Source organism: Rhizobium acidisoli (assembly GCF_002531755.2).
GTDB lineage: Bacteria > Pseudomonadota > Alphaproteobacteria > Rhizobiales > Rhizobiaceae > Rhizobium > Rhizobium acidisoli.
The window spans coordinates 206,563-224,483 of record NZ_CP035001.1; the positions used below are offsets into that span (position 1 = coordinate 206,563).

A 17,921-nucleotide genomic window follows, 5' to 3' on the forward strand; every position below is an offset into this window, starting at 1 on the left:
GCGACGCTGCTGGATCCCTGTGACGAGCACAGGGATGAGGGAAAGTGGAGCAAGCCTCGCCGACAGGAAAGACCACACGCATGCCAGACGACAATCGCGACCAGGCCGGCAGGCCATCGCCCGATGCGCTTCTCGAAAAAGCCCGGGCGGAAACGCGCGGCCGTCTGAAGATCTTCCTGGGCGCCGCCCCCGGCGTCGGCAAGACCTATGAGATGCTGCTTTCCGGCCGCGCCAAGATCGCCGATGGTTTCGATGTCGTCATCGGTGTCGTCGAGACCCATGGCCGCAAGGAGACCGAGGCGTTGCTCGCCGGCTTCGAGATCATCCCCCGCGTCGAAATCGACTATAAGGGCAGGCTGCTCGAGGAGATGGATCTCGACGGCATCCTCGCCCGCAGGCCCGACCTCGTGCTGGTCGACGAACTCGCCCATACCAATGCCGAGGGCAGCCGCCATCCGAAGCGCTATCTCGACGTCAAGGAGCTGCTCGACCGCGGCATCGATGTCTATTCAACGCTGAACATCCAGCATGTCGAGAGCCTGAACGACGTCGTCTCTCAGATCACCCGCATCCGGGTGCGCGAGACGGTGCCGGACTCGATCATCGACCTTGCCGACGACGTCGAGATCATCGATCTGACGCCGGACGATCTCATCAAGCGGCTGCATGACGGCAAGGTCTATATGCCGCGCACCGCAGAGCGGGCGCTGACCAACTATTTCACGCCGGGCAATCTGACGGCGCTGAGGGAGCTTGCTCTGCGCAAGACCGCCCAGCGCGTCGACGATCAGCTGCTCACCCATATGCAGGCCCACGCAATATCGGGCCCCTGGGCGGCGGGCGAACGCGTCCTCGTCTCGGTCGATCATCACCCGCGGTCGGCCTCGCTGGTGCGTTACGCCTCGCGCATGGCCTCGCGGCTGCGGGCGCCGTGGGCGGCCGTCTATGTCGAGACCAACCGCTCGATCAACCTCAGCGAAGCCGAGCGCGATACCATCGCCGCGACGCTGCGGCTTGCCGAGCAGCTCGGCGGCGAGGCGATCACCATCCCCGGCCGCGAGGTGGCCGACGAACTCGTCCGCCACGCCAGCGCCAACAACGTCACCCATATCGTCATCGGCGCGCCGAAGAAGCCGACCTGGCGCGACTGGTGGGACCGCTCGATCACCGACGAGCTGATCCGCAAGACCGGCGAGATCAGCGTCCACGTCATCTCCGGCACCGAGAAGGACGGCACCACCGCGCGCGGTGTCAAGGCGGCCGCCACTGCGCCGCAGCTGGATTTGCGGGCCTATCTGCTGGCAACCGTCTATGTCGCTATCGCGCTCGGCGTCAGCATCGTGCTCGACCAGGTGCTCGACGTGCGCAACCTCGCCCTGGTCTTCCTGATGGCGGTGCTGACCTCGGCCGTGCTGCATGGGCTGCGGCCGGCGCTTTACAGCTGTATCCTCAGCGCGCTGTCCTTCAACTTCTTCTTCCTGCCGCCGCGCTACACGCTGACGATCAGCGATCCGGAAAGCGTGCTTGCGCTGTTCTTCTTTTTGGGCGTCGCCATCATCGCCAGCAATCTGACCGCGACCGTGCAGCGTCAGGCCGCCGCCGCCCAGCAGCGGGCGCGCACGACCGAAGATCTCTATCTTTTCTCGAAGAAACTCGCCGGTACCGGCACGCTCGACGACGTGCTCTGGGCAACCGCCTTCCAGCTCGCCTCGATGCTGAAGGTCCGCGTCGTGCTGCTCTTGCCTGAAGAGGGCAGCATCGCCGTCAAGGCCGGATATCCGCCCGACGACACGCTCGACGATGCCGATATCGCCGCCGCCCGCTGGGCCTGGGAGCACAATCACGCCGCCGGCCGCGGCGCCGATACGCTGCCCGGCGCCAAGCGGCTCTACGTGCCGCTCAGAACCGGCCGCACCGCCGTCGGCGTCATCGGCCTCGACAGCGACCGACGCGACGGGCCGCTGCTGACGCCGGAGCAGCAGCGGCTGCTCGATGCGCTGGCCGACCAGGCAGCGCTTGCCATCGAACGCGTCCAGCTCGTCGCCGATGTCGACCGGGCAAGGCTCGCGGCCGAAGCCGACCGGCTGCGTTCGGCGCTGCTCACCTCGATCTCGCATGACCTCAAAACGCCGCTTGCCGCCATCCTCGGCGCCGCCGGCGCGCTGCGCGATTATTTCGCCTCGATGCCGGAGGAAGATCGCAGCGACCTGCTTTCCACCGTCGTCGACGAATCCGAGCGCCTCAACCGTTTCATCGCCAACCTGCTCGACATGACCAAGATCGAATCCGGCGCGATGGAGCCGAACAGTGCGCTGCATTATGCCGGCGATATCGTCGGCAGCGCTCTGCGTCGCGCCGCAAAGATGCTTGAACGGCACAGAACCGAGATGAGCATTCCCGCCGACCTGCCGATGGTGCGCGTCGATCCGGTGCTGTTCGAGCAGGTGATCTTCAACCTGCTCGACAATGCCGCGAAATATGCGCCCGACGGCTCAGTCATCCACATCGGCGGCTGGGCCGATGCCGACAATGTCGTCCTGCAGGTCTCGGACGAAGGCCCGGGCATCCCGCCCGCCGATCTCACTCGCGTCTTCGACACCTTCTACCGGGTGCGCAAGGGCGATCAGGTGCGCGCCGGCACCGGCCTCGGCCTATCCATCTGCCGCGGCTTCATCGAGGCGATGGGCGGCACGATCGCGGCCGGAAACCGGACGGGCCGCTCCGGCGCCGTCTTCACCATCCGCCTGCCGAAGCCCACCGACATTCCGAAACTGGATGAACTCAAATGACCGGTTCAGCCGTCAAAATCCTCGTCGTCGACGACGAGCCGCCGATCCGCAAACTGCTCCGGGTCGGCCTGACCGCCCAAGGTTACGAGGTGCAGGAGGCAGCAAACGCCGCCGGCGCCCGTCAGTCGGTGGCCGACAGCCTGCCCGACCTCATCGTGCTCGACCTCGGCCTGCCCGACATATCAGGCCACGATCTCTTGCAGGCGTGGCGCGATGAAGGACTTTCCGTGCCCATCGTCATCCTCTCCAGCCGCACCGACGAGGCCGGCATCGTCACGGCGCTGGAAAGCGGCGCCGACGATTACGTGACCAAGCCATTCGGCGTCAACGAACTCGGCGCCCGCATCCGCGTGGCCCTGCGCCACCGGCTGCAGCAGCAGGGCGAAAAGGCAATCTTCCAGACCGGCGGGCTGTCGATCGACCTCGTCAAGCGCATCGTCAAGGTTGACGGCCAGGACATAAAACTGTCGCCGAAGGAATACGACATCCTGCGGGTGCTCGCCCAGCACGCCGGCAAGGTGCTGACCCACCAGTATCTCTTAAAGCAGGTATGGGGGCCGGCGGCGGATGTGCAATATCTGCGCGTCTACATCAGGCAGCTGCGGCAAAAAGTCGAACAGATTCCCGACCAGCCGCACTATATCACCACCGAGACCGGCGTCGGCTACCGGCTCAGGGAACCGGATTGACCGCCCTTGCCTCCCGCTGCCCGAACAGTATTGAGCCAGAACAGCATTGAGAATGACATGAACCTTCCCAACATCATCCGGCCGGAACACACCTTCATCGGCGTGCCGGCGCCGACGAAATGGCGCGCGCTGCAGGGTATAGCGGAGAAGGCCGCCAAGGCTTTCTCCGTTGACGGCCAGACCATCCTGAAAGCGCTTGAAGCGCGCGAGAAGCTCGGCTCCACCGGGATCGGCAACGGTATCGCCATTCCGCATGCGGCGATCGACGGCATGACCAGCCCGCGCGGCCTGCTCCTCCGCTTCGCCCAGCCGCTGGATTTCGAGGCGATCGACGATATCCCGACCGATATCGCCTTCGTGCTGCTTTTCGGGGAGAACAATCGCGGCGAATATCTGAACGTCTTGTCCGCCATCGCCCGGCGGCTGCAATCGGACGGCGTGCTCGCCGCCATGCGCAAGGCAAGGACGGTCGACGAATTTTATTCCGATTTCATCGCCGACTCCAGGGTATGAAAGAGGCGCGGCCCGAAGGTCGCGCCTCCTCGTTAGCAATCAGACGATCTTAGAAATCGCGCTGGAAGCGCAGGAAGCCGAAGACTTCGTCGTCGCCTTCGTCCTCATCGTGATATTGCACGCTGAGCTTCGTACGGAGATCGTCGACGATGCGATAGTCGATCGTGACGCCAGTCGTGTAGGCGCTGCCGCCGGTGAAGCCATTGCCGTCAGCTTCGAGAGCGATGTTTTCGAAGTACTGGAAGCCGGGGGTAACCGACCACTTGTCGTTGATCTTCAAGGCGTATTCTGCTGCGATCGTCCATTCGGACTCTTCGTAGTAGTAGTTGGCGCCGCTTGCCCATACGCCGGCAATGCCGAGCGTGCCCGGGCCGATGTCGGCATAGACGATACCGCGGACGGCGACTTCGCTGGTGTCGGTGTCATAACCGGCAAGCAGGTAAGCGCTGATGGCGCCGGCCTTGTAGGAAACCTGGCCTGCGACACCGAAGTTGTTCGGGCCTTCGCCCGGCTTGGTGTCGTAGTCTTCTTCCAGTTCGTCGACCGAGATGCCGGCCGCGAAAGCGCCGGACTCGTACTGATAACGGATCGAGTTGTGGGTCGTCTCGTTGCTGGCGAGCGTATCGGTCTCGCCGCTCATGTCGTCATCCCACCAGCTGTAGAGCTTACCGACGCGGAAACCGGCAATGTCGATATAGCCTTCATCCAGCAGAGCTTCCTGATCGGAGGCATTGTCGGCATTGTAACGCAGCGTGATGACGCCGGTGAGCGTGCCGTACTCGGTGTCGTTCTTGGCCTGGAAGGTGACCTGACCGCGAGTCCAGAAGTTTACGTCGGAATCGCCGGAGATCTGGTCGCCGAAGCGCACTTCGGTACGGATGTAGCCGCCGACCGAAAGGCAAGTTTCCGTCCCCGGAATATAAAAGTAGCCGGTCCCGTAGGCGTCGCAAACGCGAACATATTCCACGGGCTCGGGTTCCGCCGCCACGATGGCGTCGGCTGCGCGGGCTCCGGAGGCCGCGGCAAGGGCGGCAACGGAGGCAAAAAGGATAGTTCTGATATTCATTTTGAATGGCCCTAACAGGTTTGGAATGCGGGGCACATTTCAAGGGATGCCCCCGCGTAGCGGCCGGAATAGACGGACGCACGGTGGCCATATAGGAATCCGCAAGTGTCATCGCGGCAAAATCTGGGCAAAAATCAGCACCACCATGGCGCTTTCGTGGAGGAACTGTGGCCGAAAAAGCACGGTGCCACGGCTTGGCGGCGCCGCCTAGCAATTGGCCGCGGCCAACTTCGGCACGTCTATTTCATTATCACCCCTCAAATGGAATGACATTCTAACGGTAAGGCCGGAACGGGAAGAACCTTTGTTTCATTATACGACTGACTTGATAGAGTTAAGACAGAAAACAGGAGGGTTCCCATGCAGACACAACGGCTCACCCGGCTCCTTGCAGCCGCGGTCATGGCAGGCAGCTTCGCGATCGGGAGCATTGCTCCTGCTTTCGCGGATCAGACGCTGCTCAACGTTTCCTATGATCCGACTCGCGAATTGTACAAGGATTTCAACGCCGCCTTTGCCGCGAAGTGGAAAAAGGACAACGGCGAAGCCGTAACGATCCAGGCCTCCCATGGCGGTTCCGGCGCCCAGGCCCGCTCGGTCATCGACGGCCTCGACGCCGATGTCGTGACGCTGGCCCTCGAAGGCGATATCGACGCCATTGCCAAAGCCACCGGCAAGATCCCGGCCGACTGGAAGACGAAATTCCCCAACAATTCGACGCCTTATACGTCGACGATCGTCTTCCTGGTCCGCAAGGGCAACCCGAAGGGCATCAAGGATTGGGGCGACCTGGTCAAGGACGACGTGCAGGTGATCACGCCGAACCCGAAGACCTCGGGCGGCGCCCGCTGGAACTTCCTCGCCGCCTGGGCATGGGCCAAGCAGGCGAATGGCGGCGATGAAGCCAAGGCGCAGGATTATGTTGCTAAGCTGCTGCAGCACGTTCCGGTTCTCGATACCGGCGCGCGCGGCGCCACGACCACCTTCGTCCAGCGCGGCCTCGGCGACGTGCTGCTTGCCTGGGAAAACGAAGCCTATCTTTCGCTCGAAGAACTCGGCCCCGACCAGTTCGAGATCGTCACCCCGAGCTTCTCCATCCGCGCCGACCCGCCGGTCGCCGTCGTCGACGGCAATGTCGACAAGAAGGGCACGCGCAAGGTCGCCGAAGCCTATCTCAACTACCTCTATTCGGACGAAGGCCAGAAGATCGCCGCCAAGCATTATTACCGGCCGTTCAAGCCTGAAGCCGCCGATCCGGCCGATATCGCCCGCTTCCCGAAGCTGACGCTCGCGACCATCGACGACTTCGGCGGCTGGAAGGAAGCGCAGCCGAAATTCTTCGGCGACGGCGGGGTATTTGACCAGATCTATAAGCCGGCCCAATAATAGACTTCATGAAAGCACATAGCCCCACGCGGTGGCGGTTCAGACGGCCGAGCGTCATTCCGGGTTTCGGAATGGCGCTCGGCTTTACCTTGACCTGGCTCACCCTTCTGATCCTCATCCCGCTCTCGGGCCTTGCCGTCCGGTCGAGCGCGCTCGGCTGGGAGAAATTCTGGTCGATCGCGCTCGATCCGCGCACGCTGAACGCGCTGCGCATCAGCTTCGGCAGCGCCTTCATCGCCGCGATCGTCAATGCCGTCTTCGGGATCCTGCTTGCCTGGGTGCTGGTGCGCTACCGCTTTCCCGGCAAGCGCATCATCGACGCCATGGTCGATCTGCCGTTCGCGCTGCCGACCGCCGTCGCCGGCATCGCCCTGACGACGCTCTATGCGCCGAACGGCTGGATCGGCCAGTTCCTGACGCCGCTCGGCATCAAGATCGCCTTCACGCCGGCCGGCATCGTCATCGCGCTGATCTTCGTCGGCCTGCCCTTCGTGGTGCGCACCGTGCAGCCGGTTATGGAGGAGATCGACAAGGAAGTGGAAGAGGCCGCAGCAACGCTCGGCGCCAACCGCTTCCAGACGATTTTCCGCGTGCTGCTGCCGGGGCTGGCGCCCGCCGTGCTTACCGGCTTTGCGCTCGCCTTTGCCCGCGGCGTCGGCGAATACGGCTCGGTCATCTTCATCGCCGGCAACCTGCCGTTCAAATCGGAGATCGCGCCGCTTTTGATCATCATCAAACTCGAAGAGTATAATTATGCGGCAGCGACCGGCATCGCGGCGATCATGCTGATCATCTCGTTCGCCATGCTGCTGGTCATCAACCTCATCCAGAGCTGGAGCAGGCGGAGGTACGGCTATGGGGCTTGATACAACCGCTCAACCGGTGAAGCTGCGTTCGGTGACCACCGAAAACCGCATCGCGCGCTTCACGCTGATCATCGTCTCACTGATCTTCCTGCTGCTGATCCTGCTGCTGCCGCTGGCCGCCGTCTTTGTCGAGGCTTTCCGCAAGGGTGCCGGCCCCTTCATAGAGGCGCTCGGCGATGCCGAAACCTTCTCGGCGATCCGCCTGACGCTGATCGTTGCCGGTGTCAGCGTTCCCCTTAACCTCATCTTCGGGGTTGCCGCCGCCTGGGCGATCGCCAAGTTCGAGTTCAAGGGCAAGGCCTTCCTGACGACGCTGATCGACCTGCCCTTCTCGGTTTCTCCCGTCATATCGGGCCTGGTTTTCGTGCTGTTGTTCGGCGCCAATACCTGGCTCGGCCAGTGGCTCAGCGCCCACGACATCAAGATCCTGTTTGCGGTGCCGGGCCTGATCCTCGCCACCATGTTCGTCACCTTCCCTTTCGTCGCCCGCGAGCTGATCCCGCTAATGCAGGAACAGGGGACGGCCGACGAAGAGGCCGCCCTTTCGCTTGGCGCCAGCGGCTGGCAGACCTTCTGGCACGTGACGCTGCCGAACATCAAATGGGGCTTGCTCTACGGGGTGCTGCTCTGCAACGCCCGCGCCATGGGCGAATTCGGCGCCGTCTCGGTGGTGTCGGGCCATATCCGCGGCCAGACGAACACCATGCCGCTGCAGGTGGAGATTCTCTATAACGAGTATAATTTCACCGGCGCTTTTGCCGTCGCCACGCTTTTGGCCTTGCTGGCGCTCGTCACTCTTGTTTTGAAGACGCTGCTGGAAATGCGCTATAGCGCTGAAATCTCCGCCAGCCGGCGGCACTGAAGGATTGGGAATGGAAGTACGCGTTCAAAACATCCGCAAGGAATTCGATCGTTTCCCGGCGCTGCATGATGTCTCGCTCGGCATCCGCTCCGGCGAGCTGATCGCCCTGCTCGGCCCGTCCGGATCCGGCAAGACGACATTGCTGCGCCTGATCGCCGGCCTCGAAAGCCCGACGGAGGGGCAGATCTTCTTCGGCGACGAAGATGCCTCGAAGAAATCAGTGCAGCAGCGCAATATCGGCTTCGTCTTCCAGCATTATGCCCTCTTCCGCTACATGACGGTGCTCGACAACGTCTCCTTCGGCTTGCGAGTCAGAAACAGCGCGCGGCGGCCGGCCAAGGCCGATATCCGCAAGCGGGCGCTGGAACTGCTCGACCTCGTGCAGCTCTCCGGCCTTGAAAAACGCTACCCGGCCCAGCTTTCCGGCGGCCAGCGCCAGCGTGTGGCGCTCGCTCGTGCCATGGCCGTCGAGCCGAACGTGCTGCTGCTCGACGAGCCCTTCGGGGCGCTCGACGCCCAGGTGCGCAAGGACTTGCGCAAATGGCTGCGCGAGATCCACGACCGCACCGGCCACACCACCGTCTTCGTCACCCACGACCAGGACGAGGCGCTGGAGCTCGCCGACCGCGTCGTCGTCATGAGCCAGGGCGCAATCGAGCAGGTCGGCACGCCGGATGAGGTCTACGACAATCCGAACTCGCCCTTCGTCTTCGGCTTCATCGGCCAGTCGAACTGCCTGCAGGTCGAAATCTCGGACGGCGACATCCGCTTCGAAGGCCGCTCGCTCGGCCTCAATGCCGAGGGCGAGCCGGACGGCACCGCGCAGCTCTACTTCCGCCCGCATGACGTCAGGCTCTGCGAATCAGCTGAAAACTGCATCGCCGGCCAACCGGTTTCCAGCCGCCGCGTCGCCGGCACCCGCCATATCGAGCTGGATATCGGCAACGACCGCCCGCATATCGAGATCGAGCTGCCGCCGAGCGAGGCCGACAGGCTCGACCGCCACCGCGTGGCCTTCAAACCGACCCGCTGGAAGCTGTTCCGCAGCTGATGGAGGTTGTTGTCACGACCCGACTCCTCGCAGGACTCTCATGTGGCGAGAGTCCCTTTGGCTTTTTGTTATCTATGGTTGTTTGTATTTTTGTCACATGACGAGTAAAAGATTTTCACGTTAATAAGTAGGACTAATCCCACAGGAGGCACCTTGCGTTGAGGGCGGAGATTTCCTTTGGAAAATCCCTGATCGGGATTTTGTTCGTAGGGCTGGCGGCCGCAGGCTGCACAACGACACCGAAACCGGCGGCAACGGCGGCGAAGACAAAGCAACCGGCGAAAGTTACCTTCAACTACACGAACAAGGACCGCGACTGCCTGCAGCGCGCGATGTATTTCGAATCGCAGCATTCCGATGAGGACGGCTATATGGCCGTCGGAACCGTGGTCATGAACCGGCTGACGTCAGGCGCCTATCCGCCTTCGATCTGCGGCGTCGTCGCCCAGGAAAAACAGTTTGCTCCCGGCGTGATGACGCGCGAAGTCAAGCCGCAGGCCGAAACCGAGCTGGCGACCGCCGCCGACGCCATCCTCAAAGGCGCCCGTCATCCCGCGGTCAAGGATGCGATGTTCTTCCACACCGACGGGCTGAAATTCCCCTACAACAACATGCATTATGTGGCGGTCGCCGGCGGCAACGCCTTCTACGAGAAGCGCGGCGCCGATGGCATGCTCCAAACACCGCCGCCGCTGCCCGCCTATGAGGTGGCGATGAACTATGTGCCTGGCGAAAGCATGCTGCCGCCGCAATTCGACGCGCTGATCCCGTCGGCCGTTCCGGTTCCGCTGCCGGCGCCCGACCCGATGGCGACAGCGAGCACGATGTCGGCGATCAATGCGACGCCGACGGCACGTATGGCGCCGATTGCCAATCCCATGCCGATGCAGATCACGGCCCCGGTGACCGCGCCGGAAACCTCGATCGAATCCGACCCGGGAATGCCGATCGCGATCCCCATTCCCCGCCCCGCCTATGACAGCGTCATGCTGCGCGGCAGTGTCGCAGCGAACGGCGGCTAAGCCCGCCGTTCCGGTTATGGGTTAAAGTGCAGGGCGCTCAGGCGCGCTCTTCCCAGACCTTGGCCAGTTCGACGATCGTCTTGACCGCCTTTTCCATATCCTGGCGGCTGACCCATTCGAGCGGCGAGTGGAAGGCGTGGCCGCCGGCGAAGATGTTCGGGCATGGCAGGCCCATGAAGGAGAGGCGCGAGCCGTCCGTGCCGCCGCGGATGCTGCCGCGCACCGGCGTCATGCCGGCCCGGCGCACGGCTTCGATGGCATTGTCGACGATCTCCGGGTGCCGGTCGAGCACCACCTTCATGTTGCGATACTGTTCCTTGACCTGGAAATGATAGGTCGAGCCGGGATAGCCGGCCATGACCTCCTTGACGATGGCTTCGAGCATCGTTTCCTTTTCCACCAGTCCCTTGTCGGTGAAGTCACGGATGATAAGGCTGAGCGAGGCCCTTTCCATCGAGCCGGTGACGCCGGTGGGATGGATAAAGCCCTGCTTGCCCTCGGTGGTCTCCGGAGCCATCTCCTTCGGCAGCCGGTCGATGATGGCGCCAGCGATCTTGATGGCGTTCTCCATCCGGTCCTTGGCAAAGCCCGGATGGATCGCCACGCCTGAAATAGCGATCTCGACGCCATCGGCCGAGAAAGTCTCGTCCTCGATATGGCCTGATGTCTCGCCGTCCATCGTATAGGCGAAGTCGGCGCCGAGTTTCCTTAAGTCGACCTTGTTGACGCCGCGTCCGACTTCCTCGTCGGGCGTGAACAGGATCTTGATCGTCCCGTGCCGGATCTCGCGATTGTCGACGAGCACTTGGGCCGCGGTCATGATTTCCGCCAGCCCGGCCTTGTCGTCGGCGCCGAGCAAGGTCGTCCCATCGGTGGTGACGATGTCGTTGCCGAGCTGGTTGTTCAGCTCGGGATGCTCGGAAACGCGAATGACCCGGCTCGGATCGCCGACGAGCTGAATATCCCCGCCGACATAATTGCGGATGATTTGCGGCCTGACACCCGTGCCGCTGAAATCGGGCGCGGTATCCATATGCGAGCAGAAGCAGATGACCGGCACCGCCTTGTCGCTATTTCCAGGAATGGTCGCATAGACATAACCATGTTCATCGAGATGCGCATCGGCCAGGCCGATCTTCAGCAGTTCATCGACCAGCACCCGGCCGAGATCCTTCTGCTTTTCGGTGGTCGGCTGCGTGGACGAGGCAGGGTCGGATTGCGTGTCGATAACGACATAACGGAGAAAGCGGTCGAGAACAGTGTCGGTCATGGCATCCAATCCAGCAAATCACCTGGTTGATATAATCCTCACGGGCGATGCGGCAAAAGTTTTTTCCGCTCGCAATGCGTGAGGATTGACCCGATCAATCGACGCGTATTCCCTCGCCGTCGAACACATGCAGGTACTGCGCCGGGAAAGCCACATTGACCTTCGGGCCTGCCTTCAGCGCTTCGCGATCGAGCGTGAAGATCTTGAACGGCAGGCCGTGCAGGGCAAGATGCAGGATGATGCCGAAGCCGGTGGGCTCGACGAGTTCGACATCGGTGGCAAGTCCCGCCCCGTCAGTCGTCATCAGCACATGCTCCGGCCGGATGCCGAGTGTCACCTTGGCGCCGTCTTCAAGCGGCAGCGGCTTTGCCAGCAGCACGATCGTCCCGTCCTGCAGCTTGACGCCGCCTTCGACATAGCTCGCCGCGAGGAAATTCATCCCCGGCGAGCCGATGAAGCCGGCAACGAACAGGTTGGCGGGGTGGTCGTAGAGTTCGAGCGGACTGCCGACCTGCTGCACCACGCCGCCATGCATGGCGACGATCCGGTCCGCCAGGGTCATTGCCTCGATCTGGTCATGGGTGACGTAGATCGAGGTCGCCTTCAGGTCACCGTGCAGCTTCTTGATTTCGGCGCGCATCTGTTCGCGCAGCCGCGCATCGAGATTGGAGAGCGGCTCGTCGAACAGGAAGGCCTTCGGCTGGCGCACGATGGCGCGGCCCATGGCGACGCGCTGGCGCTGGCCGCCGGAAAGCGCCTTCGGCCGGCGTTCGAGCAGCGGATCGAGGCCGAGCTTGGCGGCGGCGGCGGAGACGGCGCTGGCGATCTTCTCCTTCGCCGTCTTCCGCAGTTTCAGGCTGTAGCTCATATTGCCGGCGACGTTCATATGCGGATAAAGCGCATAGGACTGGAACACCATGGCGATGTCGCGGTCCTTGGGATGCCGTTCGTTCACCCGGGCGCCGGCAATGCGGATCTCGCCTGATGTGACATCCTCCAGCCCGGCGATCATCCGCAGCAGCGTGGACTTGCCGCAGCCGGACGGCCCGACCAGCACGACGAATTCGCCGTCCTTGATCTCAAGATCGACGCCGTGCAGCACCTGCACATGGCCATAGGCTTTGCGGAGATTCTGGATATCGATCGATGCCATTTGTTTAACCCTTGACCGCGCCGGCCGTCAGGCCCTGGACGAGATAACGCTGGATGAGCAGGAAGAAGAGACCGGCCGGAAAGAGCGCCATGACGCCCGCCGCCATCATCTGCCCGAAATCCACCGAGAATTTCGAAACGAAGGTGAGAAGCCCGACCGGGAAGGTTGCCGCGTCATTGCCGTTGATCAGCATCAGCGCAAAGAGCAGCTCGCTCCAGGCGGCGGTGAAAACGAAGCCGAGCGTGGCGGCGATCCCTGGCAGCGTCAGCGGCAGGATGATCTGGCGAAACGCCGTGAACTGCGTCGCCCCGTCGATCATCGCCGCCTCTTCCAAATCCTTGGGGATGCCGTCGAAGAAGGACTGCATCAGGAAGGTGGCGAAAGGCACGTTGAAGGCGGTGTAGACGATGACGAGACCGGTGAGGCTGTTGGTCAGATGTAAGGGCGACAGGATCTTGAAGATCGGCGCCACCAACATGACGAGCGGGAACATCTGGGTCAGCAGCATCAGCGCGACGATCCAGTATTTTGCCCGGAAATTGAAGCGCGACAGCGCGTAGCCGGAGAGCGAGGCGCAGATCGTCACCGTCACCGCCGTCGAGGCCGAGACGATCAGGCTGTTCTTGAAGAAGGTCGGAAAGGCGCTGTGCTGCAGCACGAAGGCATAGTGATCCCATGTCGTGCGCGACGGCCACATGCGCACGCCTTCGCTATAGAGCAGGTCGTTCGGCGTCACCGACACTTTGAGCAGCCAGAACAGCGGGAAGAGCGCAAAGGCGATATAGCAGAGGATTGCCAGGCGGTGCGCGATGGTGGGGATGGCGGATCGTCTCATCGGCTCAATCCTTGTTCAGCAGCGTCTGCCGCAGCAGGATGATCAGCATCGAATAGGCAAGCAGCAGCACGAGCAGCACCAGCGCGATCGCCGAGGCATAACCGAAATCGAGCCGCTTGAACGCCGTGGTGAAGATATAGCTCGCGACGATCTGGGTGCGGTCGGCTGGCCCGCCGTTGGTCATGACGACGATGAGATCGGCGAAATTGGAGATCCACACGGTGCGCAAGAGCACGGTGATGGCAATGGTCGGCGCCAGAAACGGCAGGGTGATCGAGCGGAAACGCTGGAACCAGCCGGCGCCGTCGATCGACGCCGCCTCGTAGAGATCGCGCGGGATCGCCTGCAGGGCGGCGAGCAGCGTGATCGCGAAGAAGGGAATGCCCCACCAGACATTGGCGACGATCGGCCCCCACATCGCATAATTGGGATCGGAAAGGATATTGCCCGGCTCATGCATCAGCCCGAGCCCGAAGAGCCAATGCGGGATCGGCCCGATGACCGGATTGAACAGCCAGGCCCAGTTGAGGCCGGCAAGAAAGGACGGCACCGCCCAGGGCAGGAAGACCAAAGCCTGCGCGATCGCCCGGCCCGGAAACGGCTTGTCGAGCAGTAGCGCCAGGATGAGGCCGAACACGAACTGCAGCACGACGGAGGCGCCGGTCCACCAGAGCGTGTTCCTCAGCGCTCCGTAAAAGGCCGGATCGCCGGCAAGCTCCCGGAAATGATCGAGCCCGATGAAGCCGCCGGAAAACGGGTTGAGCAGCTGGATATCGCGGAAGGCGTAGGAAACGCCCAAGGTCAGCGGCACCAGCATTACCGCAATGATCAGGATCAGCGACGGCGCGCTGTAGAGATATGGCTCCGAAGCATCGGCAAGACGACGCAGCCATGGCCTGCGGTCGCGACGCATGTCGAGCGTATCGGCGGAAGTGGTCATCGGATTGCAGTTTCCATCACGTGTAATCAAGGCTTTCAATGCGCGTGCGGCCCCCCCATCCGACCCTTCGGGCCACCTTCTCCCCGCCGGGGAGAAGGGGAATGAGGCGCCGCCACGAGTCTCTTCTCCCCAGCGGGGAGAAGGTGCCGGCAGGCGGATGAGGGGGCTTCTGCCTCGAAGCCCCCATCACCCCACCTACTTCTTGCTCAGAAACTTCTGCTGCGCCTTGGTCAGATAGTCCGCCCACTGGTCGGCCAGATCCTTCGCCGAGATATCGCCGAGCAAGGCCTGCTGCGAGGTCTTGATCGCCAACGAATCCTTGAAAAAGGCAAACTCCTCGAGGTAGGTCGGCATGACAGTCGGCACCGTGTTCGGGTCCGCCAGCTCCTCGAACCAGCCCTTGAACTGGTCACCGGCATAGAAAGGATCCTTCTCGGCCGCCGTATAGGCCGGCAGGGCGCCGATGCGCTTGTTCCACTCGATATTGCCTTCCGGCCCTTCGAGGGTGGCAATCAGCTTCCAGGAGAGATCCTTGTTGCCGCTGGTCGAAAACATCGACCAGCCGCCATAGCCGATCGTCGGGAAGGACTTGCCATCCGGGCCTTTCGGCAGCGGCATGACGCCGAAATCTTCCTTTTTCATGCGTTCGGCAATGGCGATCAGCGCATCAGGATCCTGGTCGAGGAAGGCGCAGGTGCCGGAATAGAAGCCGGCGACGACTTCGTTGAAGCCCCAGTTGACGCTGTCCTTCGGCGCATAGCCCTTCTTGTAAAGATCGACCATCCATTCGATGCCCTTGGCCCAGCCTGGGCTGTTCATCGTCGAGGTGCCGTCTTCTTTGAAGTATTTGTTCGACCCGGCCATCGAGGCGGCGAAAATCATCCAGCCGTTGAGGCCGCCGGCACCACCGCGCATGCAGTAGCCGTATTTGCCCTGCAGTTTGGAGATCTTTTCCGAAGCGGCGGTGAACTCCTCCAGCGTCTTCGGCGGCGCTGCGACACCGGCTTCCGAAAGCAGCTTCTTGTTGTAGAACATCGCCCGGAGATAGAAGCCGTAGGGCAGCATATAGGCGGTGTTCTTGACGTCGCGGCCGAGTTCGAGCGCGCGCGGCGTCAGCTCCTTGGTGTGCTCCCACTTTGCGAGATAGGGCTCGAGGCTTTCGAGCATGCCGTTATTCGCATAGAGCGACAGCCAGGTATCGGGCATCTCCATCACATCGGGCACGTCACCGGCCGATACCATGGTCGCAAACTTCTGGAAGGCTTCGTTCCAGGGCAGCGAGATGATGTCGACCTTGGTGCCGGGATTGGCCGCCTCGAACTTGCCGACGATCGATTTCAGCGTTTCGGTGCGCTCCGGGCTGGTGATGACTTCGACAAGCTTGAGCGTGGTATCGGCAAAGGCCGTACCCGCCATCATCGAAGCAAAGAGCGTCGAGATTATTAGTTTTTTCATGCTCAGTTCCCCCTTTTAGGTTCTTGGGTTTCAGGATTGCGAGGCGGCGGCAAGCGCCTCCTCGATGTCTCTCCACAGCGCCTCGGTTCCTTCGAGGCCGACATGGAGGCGTACGGATCGCGCATGGATGCCAAAGGTTTGCGCGGAATTCGGCTGTGCCTTTTGCTGCAGCACCACCTCGCCCGGTACGATCAGGCTTTCATGACCACCCCAGCTTACACCCAATTTGAAGAGCTTGAGGTGGTCGGTGAAGGCGCGGATATCGACGCCGTCGCGGAAGATGAAGGAAAACAGGCCGGAGGTGCCGTTGAGGCCGGCAGGCAGGCGGTTGGCGAGGCCCGGGTGGCAGACCGTCTCCACCACCTCGAGCTTCTGCACGCGCCGGGCGATCTCGAGTGCCGATGCCTCATGCGCCCGCATGCGCAGCGGCAGCGTGCGCAGGCCGCGGATCAAGAGCCAGGCATCGAAGGGCGAAAGCTTGCCGCCGAGATAGGGATAGGCCTCTGCCTTGATGCGCGCGATCATTTCTTTCGAGCCGGCAACGATGCCCGCCACCACATCGCTGTGGCCGCCGAGATATTTCGAGGCCGAATGGATGACGAGATCGACGCCGAGCGTCAGCGGCCGCTGGAAGAACGGGCTCGCCCAGCTGTTGTCGATCATCGAGACGACGCCGTGGCGCTTGGCAAGCGCCGCGAGCGCGCCGACATCATGCGCCTCCATCACCCAGCTCGTCGGGCTTTCCAGATACAGGAGCTTGGCGCCGGGCAGCGCCTTGGCAACTGCCTCCTCGTCGCGCCCGTCGACATAGGTCACCTCGATCTTCATCCGCTTCAGGATAGTGCCGAACAGGCGGAAGGCATCGGGATAGACATGTTTGACGGCGACGATGCGGTCGCCCGGCTCGACGAAGCTCAGCACGGCTGACGAGATCGCCGCCATGCCGCTCGCAAAACCGAGCGCATCCTCGGCACCTTCGAGTTTTGCCAGCATTTCTTCGAAGGCGCGCACGGTCGGGTTCAGCCCGCGCGTATAGGTCGGCCGTACCTTCTCGCCGCGATAGACGGTGATCATCTCGTCATAATCGGAAAAGGTGAAAAGCGAAGTCTGGAAGATCGGCGGCACGACGGCGTCGGCGAAGTTGCCGTGGTCGTGGGCGGTGATGATGGAGGCAAGATCGAACGGGTCTTCGCCGCTGTTCATTTGGACATTTCCTTGATGTCTTCCTCGACAATGTCGAGGATCTTCAATGTTTCCGCACGCGCCGCCTCGGCATCCCCGGCCGCGATCGCGTTGAAAAGGGTGCGATGAAAGGGAAAGGACCGGCGGGCGAAATCCTGCCGGTCGAAGGGATGCTCCCAGAAGCGCTCGAAGGTCTCGCGCATCTGCTCGAGAAGCTGGCGAAACAGCGGATTGTGGGTGGCGTCGTAAACGGCGAGATGGAAAGCCAGATCCTCCGGCCCCGAAGTGCCCTTCTCCAGGTGCACCCGCTCCATCTCGTTGAGTTTTTCCTCGATGACGACGAGGTCCTTCGCCGTGCGCCGTCTCGCTGCGACCATGCCCGCCTCGCATTCAATGCCGCGGCGAACCTCCAGCGTTTGCAGCAGCGCATCGCGCAGATGCACCGCATCGAAGGACAGCGGCATATGGATCGTCGCCCTAGACACCGGCTTCAACAGATAGGTGCCGCTGCCCTTGCGCGTCTCGATCACCCCGAGCGCCTGGAAGTGGCGGATCGCCTCGCGAATCGTGGAACGCCCGACAGCAAGGGCCGCCATCAACTCGCGCTCCGCCGGCAGCCGGTCCCCCGCCTGCAAGCGCGCATCCTCGACATAATCCGCCAGCGCATCGGTCACCTGACGCGCGCGGTCCATGACGGGAAGCGGCCGGATCACCGGCCTGTCGCTAAGCTTTGCCTTCATGGTTCCCCATTTTTCTATCAGGCAGTCAGGTTTGAAATTGGTCTGACATCTTAGCATTTCTCAAACGAGGAAGCACGTCAAGTCCACTCTTCCGCCTCTTTC

The 17,921-nt window shown here is 62.4% G+C and carries 16 protein-coding genes and 1 pseudogene; 9 read left to right on the top strand and 8 right to left on the bottom strand.

Annotation, left to right across the window (positions count from 1 at the left end; genetic code table 11):
- Window positions 1-80: 80 nt before the first annotated feature.
- Genes CO657_RS29855 through CO657_RS29865 form a run of 3 tightly spaced genes read left to right on the top strand, consistent with a single transcriptional unit; the run spans window position 81 to window position 3,991 of the window.
- Entirely contained in the window at window positions 81-2,789 is a 2,709-nt protein-coding gene (locus CO657_RS29855; RefSeq protein ID WP_054185023.1) for a sensor histidine kinase, read from the top strand.
- A complete protein-coding gene (locus CO657_RS29860; protein ID WP_054185022.1) occupies window positions 2,786-3,478 on the top strand; it encodes a response regulator transcription factor in 693 nt (230 codons plus the stop codon). Before CO657_RS29855 ends, CO657_RS29860 begins: the two co-directional genes overlap by 4 nt.
- A gap of 57 nt (window positions 3,479-3,535) precedes the next feature.
- Entirely contained in the window at window positions 3,536-3,991 is a 456-nt protein-coding gene (locus CO657_RS29865) for a PTS sugar transporter subunit IIA (protein ID WP_012555211.1), read from the top strand.
- A 49-nt stretch (window positions 3,992-4,040) separates the two neighbouring features.
- Here CO657_RS29865 and CO657_RS29870 read toward each other — a convergent pair whose 3' ends face one another.
- Window positions 4,041-5,057, bottom strand: coding sequence for a porin (locus CO657_RS29870; protein ID WP_003594564.1), 1,017 nt, complete (start codon window positions 5,055-5,057; stop codon window positions 4,041-4,043).
- Between the two features lie 360 nt (window positions 5,058-5,417).
- Here CO657_RS29870 and CO657_RS29875 point away from each other — a divergent pair, with 360 nt between their 5' ends.
- From CO657_RS29875 to CO657_RS29895, 5 genes are all read left to right on the top strand, one after another.
- Window positions 5,418-6,443: a sulfate ABC transporter substrate-binding protein gene (locus CO657_RS29875; RefSeq protein ID WP_012555212.1), complete on the top strand. Its 1,026-nt coding sequence runs from the start codon at window positions 5,418-5,420 to the stop codon at window positions 6,441-6,443.
- A gap of 8 nt (window positions 6,444-6,451) precedes the next feature.
- Window positions 6,452-7,309: a sulfate ABC transporter permease subunit CysT gene (cysT, locus tag CO657_RS29880; protein WP_012555213.1), complete on the top strand. Its 858-nt coding sequence runs from the start codon at window positions 6,452-6,454 to the stop codon at window positions 7,307-7,309.
- The gene (gene cysW / locus CO657_RS29885) at window positions 7,299-8,171 is read left to right on the top strand and encodes a sulfate ABC transporter permease subunit CysW (RefSeq protein WP_054185021.1); all 873 of its coding nucleotides are present in this window, start codon (window positions 7,299-7,301) and stop codon (window positions 8,169-8,171) included. Before cysT ends, cysW begins: the two co-directional genes overlap by 11 nt.
- A gap of 10 nt (window positions 8,172-8,181) precedes the next feature.
- Window positions 8,182-9,222 carry a sulfate/molybdate ABC transporter ATP-binding protein gene (locus CO657_RS29890; protein ID WP_003594557.1) on the top strand — a complete coding sequence of 347 codons (1,041 nt, stop codon included), beginning with the start codon at window positions 8,182-8,184 and terminating at the stop codon, window positions 9,220-9,222.
- Window positions 9,223-9,380: 158 nt separating this feature from the next.
- Window positions 9,381-10,244: a cell wall hydrolase gene (locus CO657_RS29895; RefSeq protein WP_054185020.1), complete on the top strand. Its 864-nt coding sequence runs from the start codon at window positions 9,381-9,383 to the stop codon at window positions 10,242-10,244.
- Between the two features lie 37 nt (window positions 10,245-10,281).
- On the opposite strand, the gene pepT is transcribed toward CO657_RS29895, so the two are convergent.
- The 4 genes from pepT to CO657_RS29915 all read right to left on the bottom strand — a co-directional run bounded on the left by pepT (window position 10,282) and on the right by CO657_RS29915 (window position 14,442).
- Window positions 10,282-11,514, bottom strand: a complete 1,233-nt coding sequence (gene pepT / locus CO657_RS29900) for a peptidase T (protein WP_003594552.1) — start codon at window positions 11,512-11,514, stop codon at window positions 10,282-10,284.
- Window positions 11,515-11,608: 94 nt separating this feature from the next.
- Window positions 11,609-12,667 carry an ABC transporter ATP-binding protein gene (locus CO657_RS29905; RefSeq protein ID WP_054185019.1) on the bottom strand — a complete coding sequence of 353 codons (1,059 nt, stop codon included), beginning with the start codon at window positions 12,665-12,667 and terminating at the stop codon, window positions 11,609-11,611.
- A 4-nt stretch (window positions 12,668-12,671) separates the two neighbouring features.
- Entirely contained in the window at window positions 12,672-13,502 is an 831-nt protein-coding gene (locus CO657_RS29910; RefSeq protein WP_054185018.1) for a carbohydrate ABC transporter permease, read from the bottom strand.
- A 4-nt stretch (window positions 13,503-13,506) separates the two neighbouring features.
- On the bottom strand, window positions 13,507-14,442 hold the full coding sequence (locus CO657_RS29915; RefSeq protein ID WP_003594549.1) for a carbohydrate ABC transporter permease: 936 nt from the start codon (window positions 14,440-14,442) through the stop codon (window positions 13,507-13,509).
- Between CO657_RS29915 and CO657_RS37660 the strand changes: the two are divergent.
- Window positions 14,414-14,610, top strand: a pseudogene (locus CO657_RS37660) (hypothetical protein); the annotation flags it as partial. The gene CO657_RS29915 and the pseudogene CO657_RS37660 overlap by 29 nt on opposite strands.
- 27 nt (window positions 14,611-14,637) lie before the next feature.
- On the opposite strand, the gene CO657_RS29920 reads toward CO657_RS37660, so the two are convergent.
- Genes CO657_RS29920 through CO657_RS29930 form a run of 3 tightly spaced genes read right to left on the bottom strand, consistent with a single transcriptional unit; the run spans window position 14,638 to window position 17,819 of the window.
- Window positions 14,638-15,897 carry an ABC transporter substrate-binding protein gene (locus tag CO657_RS29920; RefSeq protein WP_003594548.1) on the bottom strand — a complete coding sequence of 420 codons (1,260 nt, stop codon included), beginning with the start codon at window positions 15,895-15,897 and terminating at the stop codon, window positions 14,638-14,640.
- A 30-nt stretch (window positions 15,898-15,927) separates the two neighbouring features.
- Window positions 15,928-17,100 (bottom strand): PLP-dependent transferase, encoded by a 1,173-nt coding sequence (locus CO657_RS29925; RefSeq protein ID WP_054185017.1) that lies wholly within the window; start codon window positions 17,098-17,100, stop codon window positions 15,928-15,930.
- Window positions 17,097-17,819 (bottom strand): FadR/GntR family transcriptional regulator, encoded by a 723-nt coding sequence (locus CO657_RS29930; RefSeq protein ID WP_054185016.1) that lies wholly within the window; start codon window positions 17,817-17,819, stop codon window positions 17,097-17,099. The genes CO657_RS29925 and CO657_RS29930 overlap by 4 nt, the downstream gene beginning before the upstream one ends.
- Between the last annotated feature and the right edge of the window lie 102 nt (window positions 17,820-17,921).

What these genes read in the sequence shown, in the direction of transcription:
- CO657_RS29920 (WP_003594548.1), bottom strand. Translation starts at nt 15,897, where the DNA reads ATGAAAAAACTAATAATCTCGACGCTCTTTGCTTCGATGATGGCGGGT.
- cysW (WP_054185021.1), top strand. Translation starts at nt 7,299, where the DNA reads ATGGGGCTTGATACAACCGCTCAACCGGTGAAGCTGCGTTCGGTGACC.
- CO657_RS29875 (WP_012555212.1), top strand. Translation starts at nt 5,418, where the DNA reads ATGCAGACACAACGGCTCACCCGGCTCCTTGCAGCCGCGGTCATGGCA.
- CO657_RS29925 (WP_054185017.1), bottom strand. Translation starts at nt 17,100, where the DNA reads ATGAACAGCGGCGAAGACCCGTTCGATCTTGCCTCCATCATCACCGCC.
- pepT (WP_003594552.1), bottom strand. Translation starts at nt 11,514, where the DNA reads ATGACCGACACTGTTCTCGACCGCTTTCTCCGTTATGTCGTTATCGAC.
- CO657_RS29890 (WP_003594557.1), top strand. Translation starts at nt 8,182, where the DNA reads ATGGAAGTACGCGTTCAAAACATCCGCAAGGAATTCGATCGTTTCCCG.
- CO657_RS29905 (WP_054185019.1), bottom strand. Translation starts at nt 12,667, where the DNA reads ATGGCATCGATCGATATCCAGAATCTCCGCAAAGCCTATGGCCATGTG.
- CO657_RS29915 (WP_003594549.1), bottom strand. Translation starts at nt 14,442, where the DNA reads ATGACCACTTCCGCCGATACGCTCGACATGCGTCGCGACCGCAGGCCA.
- CO657_RS29870 (WP_003594564.1), bottom strand. Translation starts at nt 5,057, where the DNA reads ATGAATATCAGAACTATCCTTTTTGCCTCCGTTGCCGCCCTTGCCGCG.
- CO657_RS29860 (WP_054185022.1), top strand. Translation starts at nt 2,786, where the DNA reads ATGACCGGTTCAGCCGTCAAAATCCTCGTCGTCGACGACGAGCCGCCG.
- cysT (WP_012555213.1), top strand. Translation starts at nt 6,452, where the DNA reads ATGAAAGCACATAGCCCCACGCGGTGGCGGTTCAGACGGCCGAGCGTC.
- CO657_RS29910 (WP_054185018.1), bottom strand. Translation starts at nt 13,502, where the DNA reads ATGAGACGATCCGCCATCCCCACCATCGCGCACCGCCTGGCAATCCTC.
- CO657_RS29855 (WP_054185023.1), top strand. Translation starts at nt 81, where the DNA reads ATGCCAGACGACAATCGCGACCAGGCCGGCAGGCCATCGCCCGATGCG.
- CO657_RS29865 (WP_012555211.1), top strand. Translation starts at nt 3,536, where the DNA reads ATGAACCTTCCCAACATCATCCGGCCGGAACACACCTTCATCGGCGTG.
- CO657_RS29930 (WP_054185016.1), bottom strand. Translation starts at nt 17,819, where the DNA reads ATGAAGGCAAAGCTTAGCGACAGGCCGGTGATCCGGCCGCTTCCCGTC.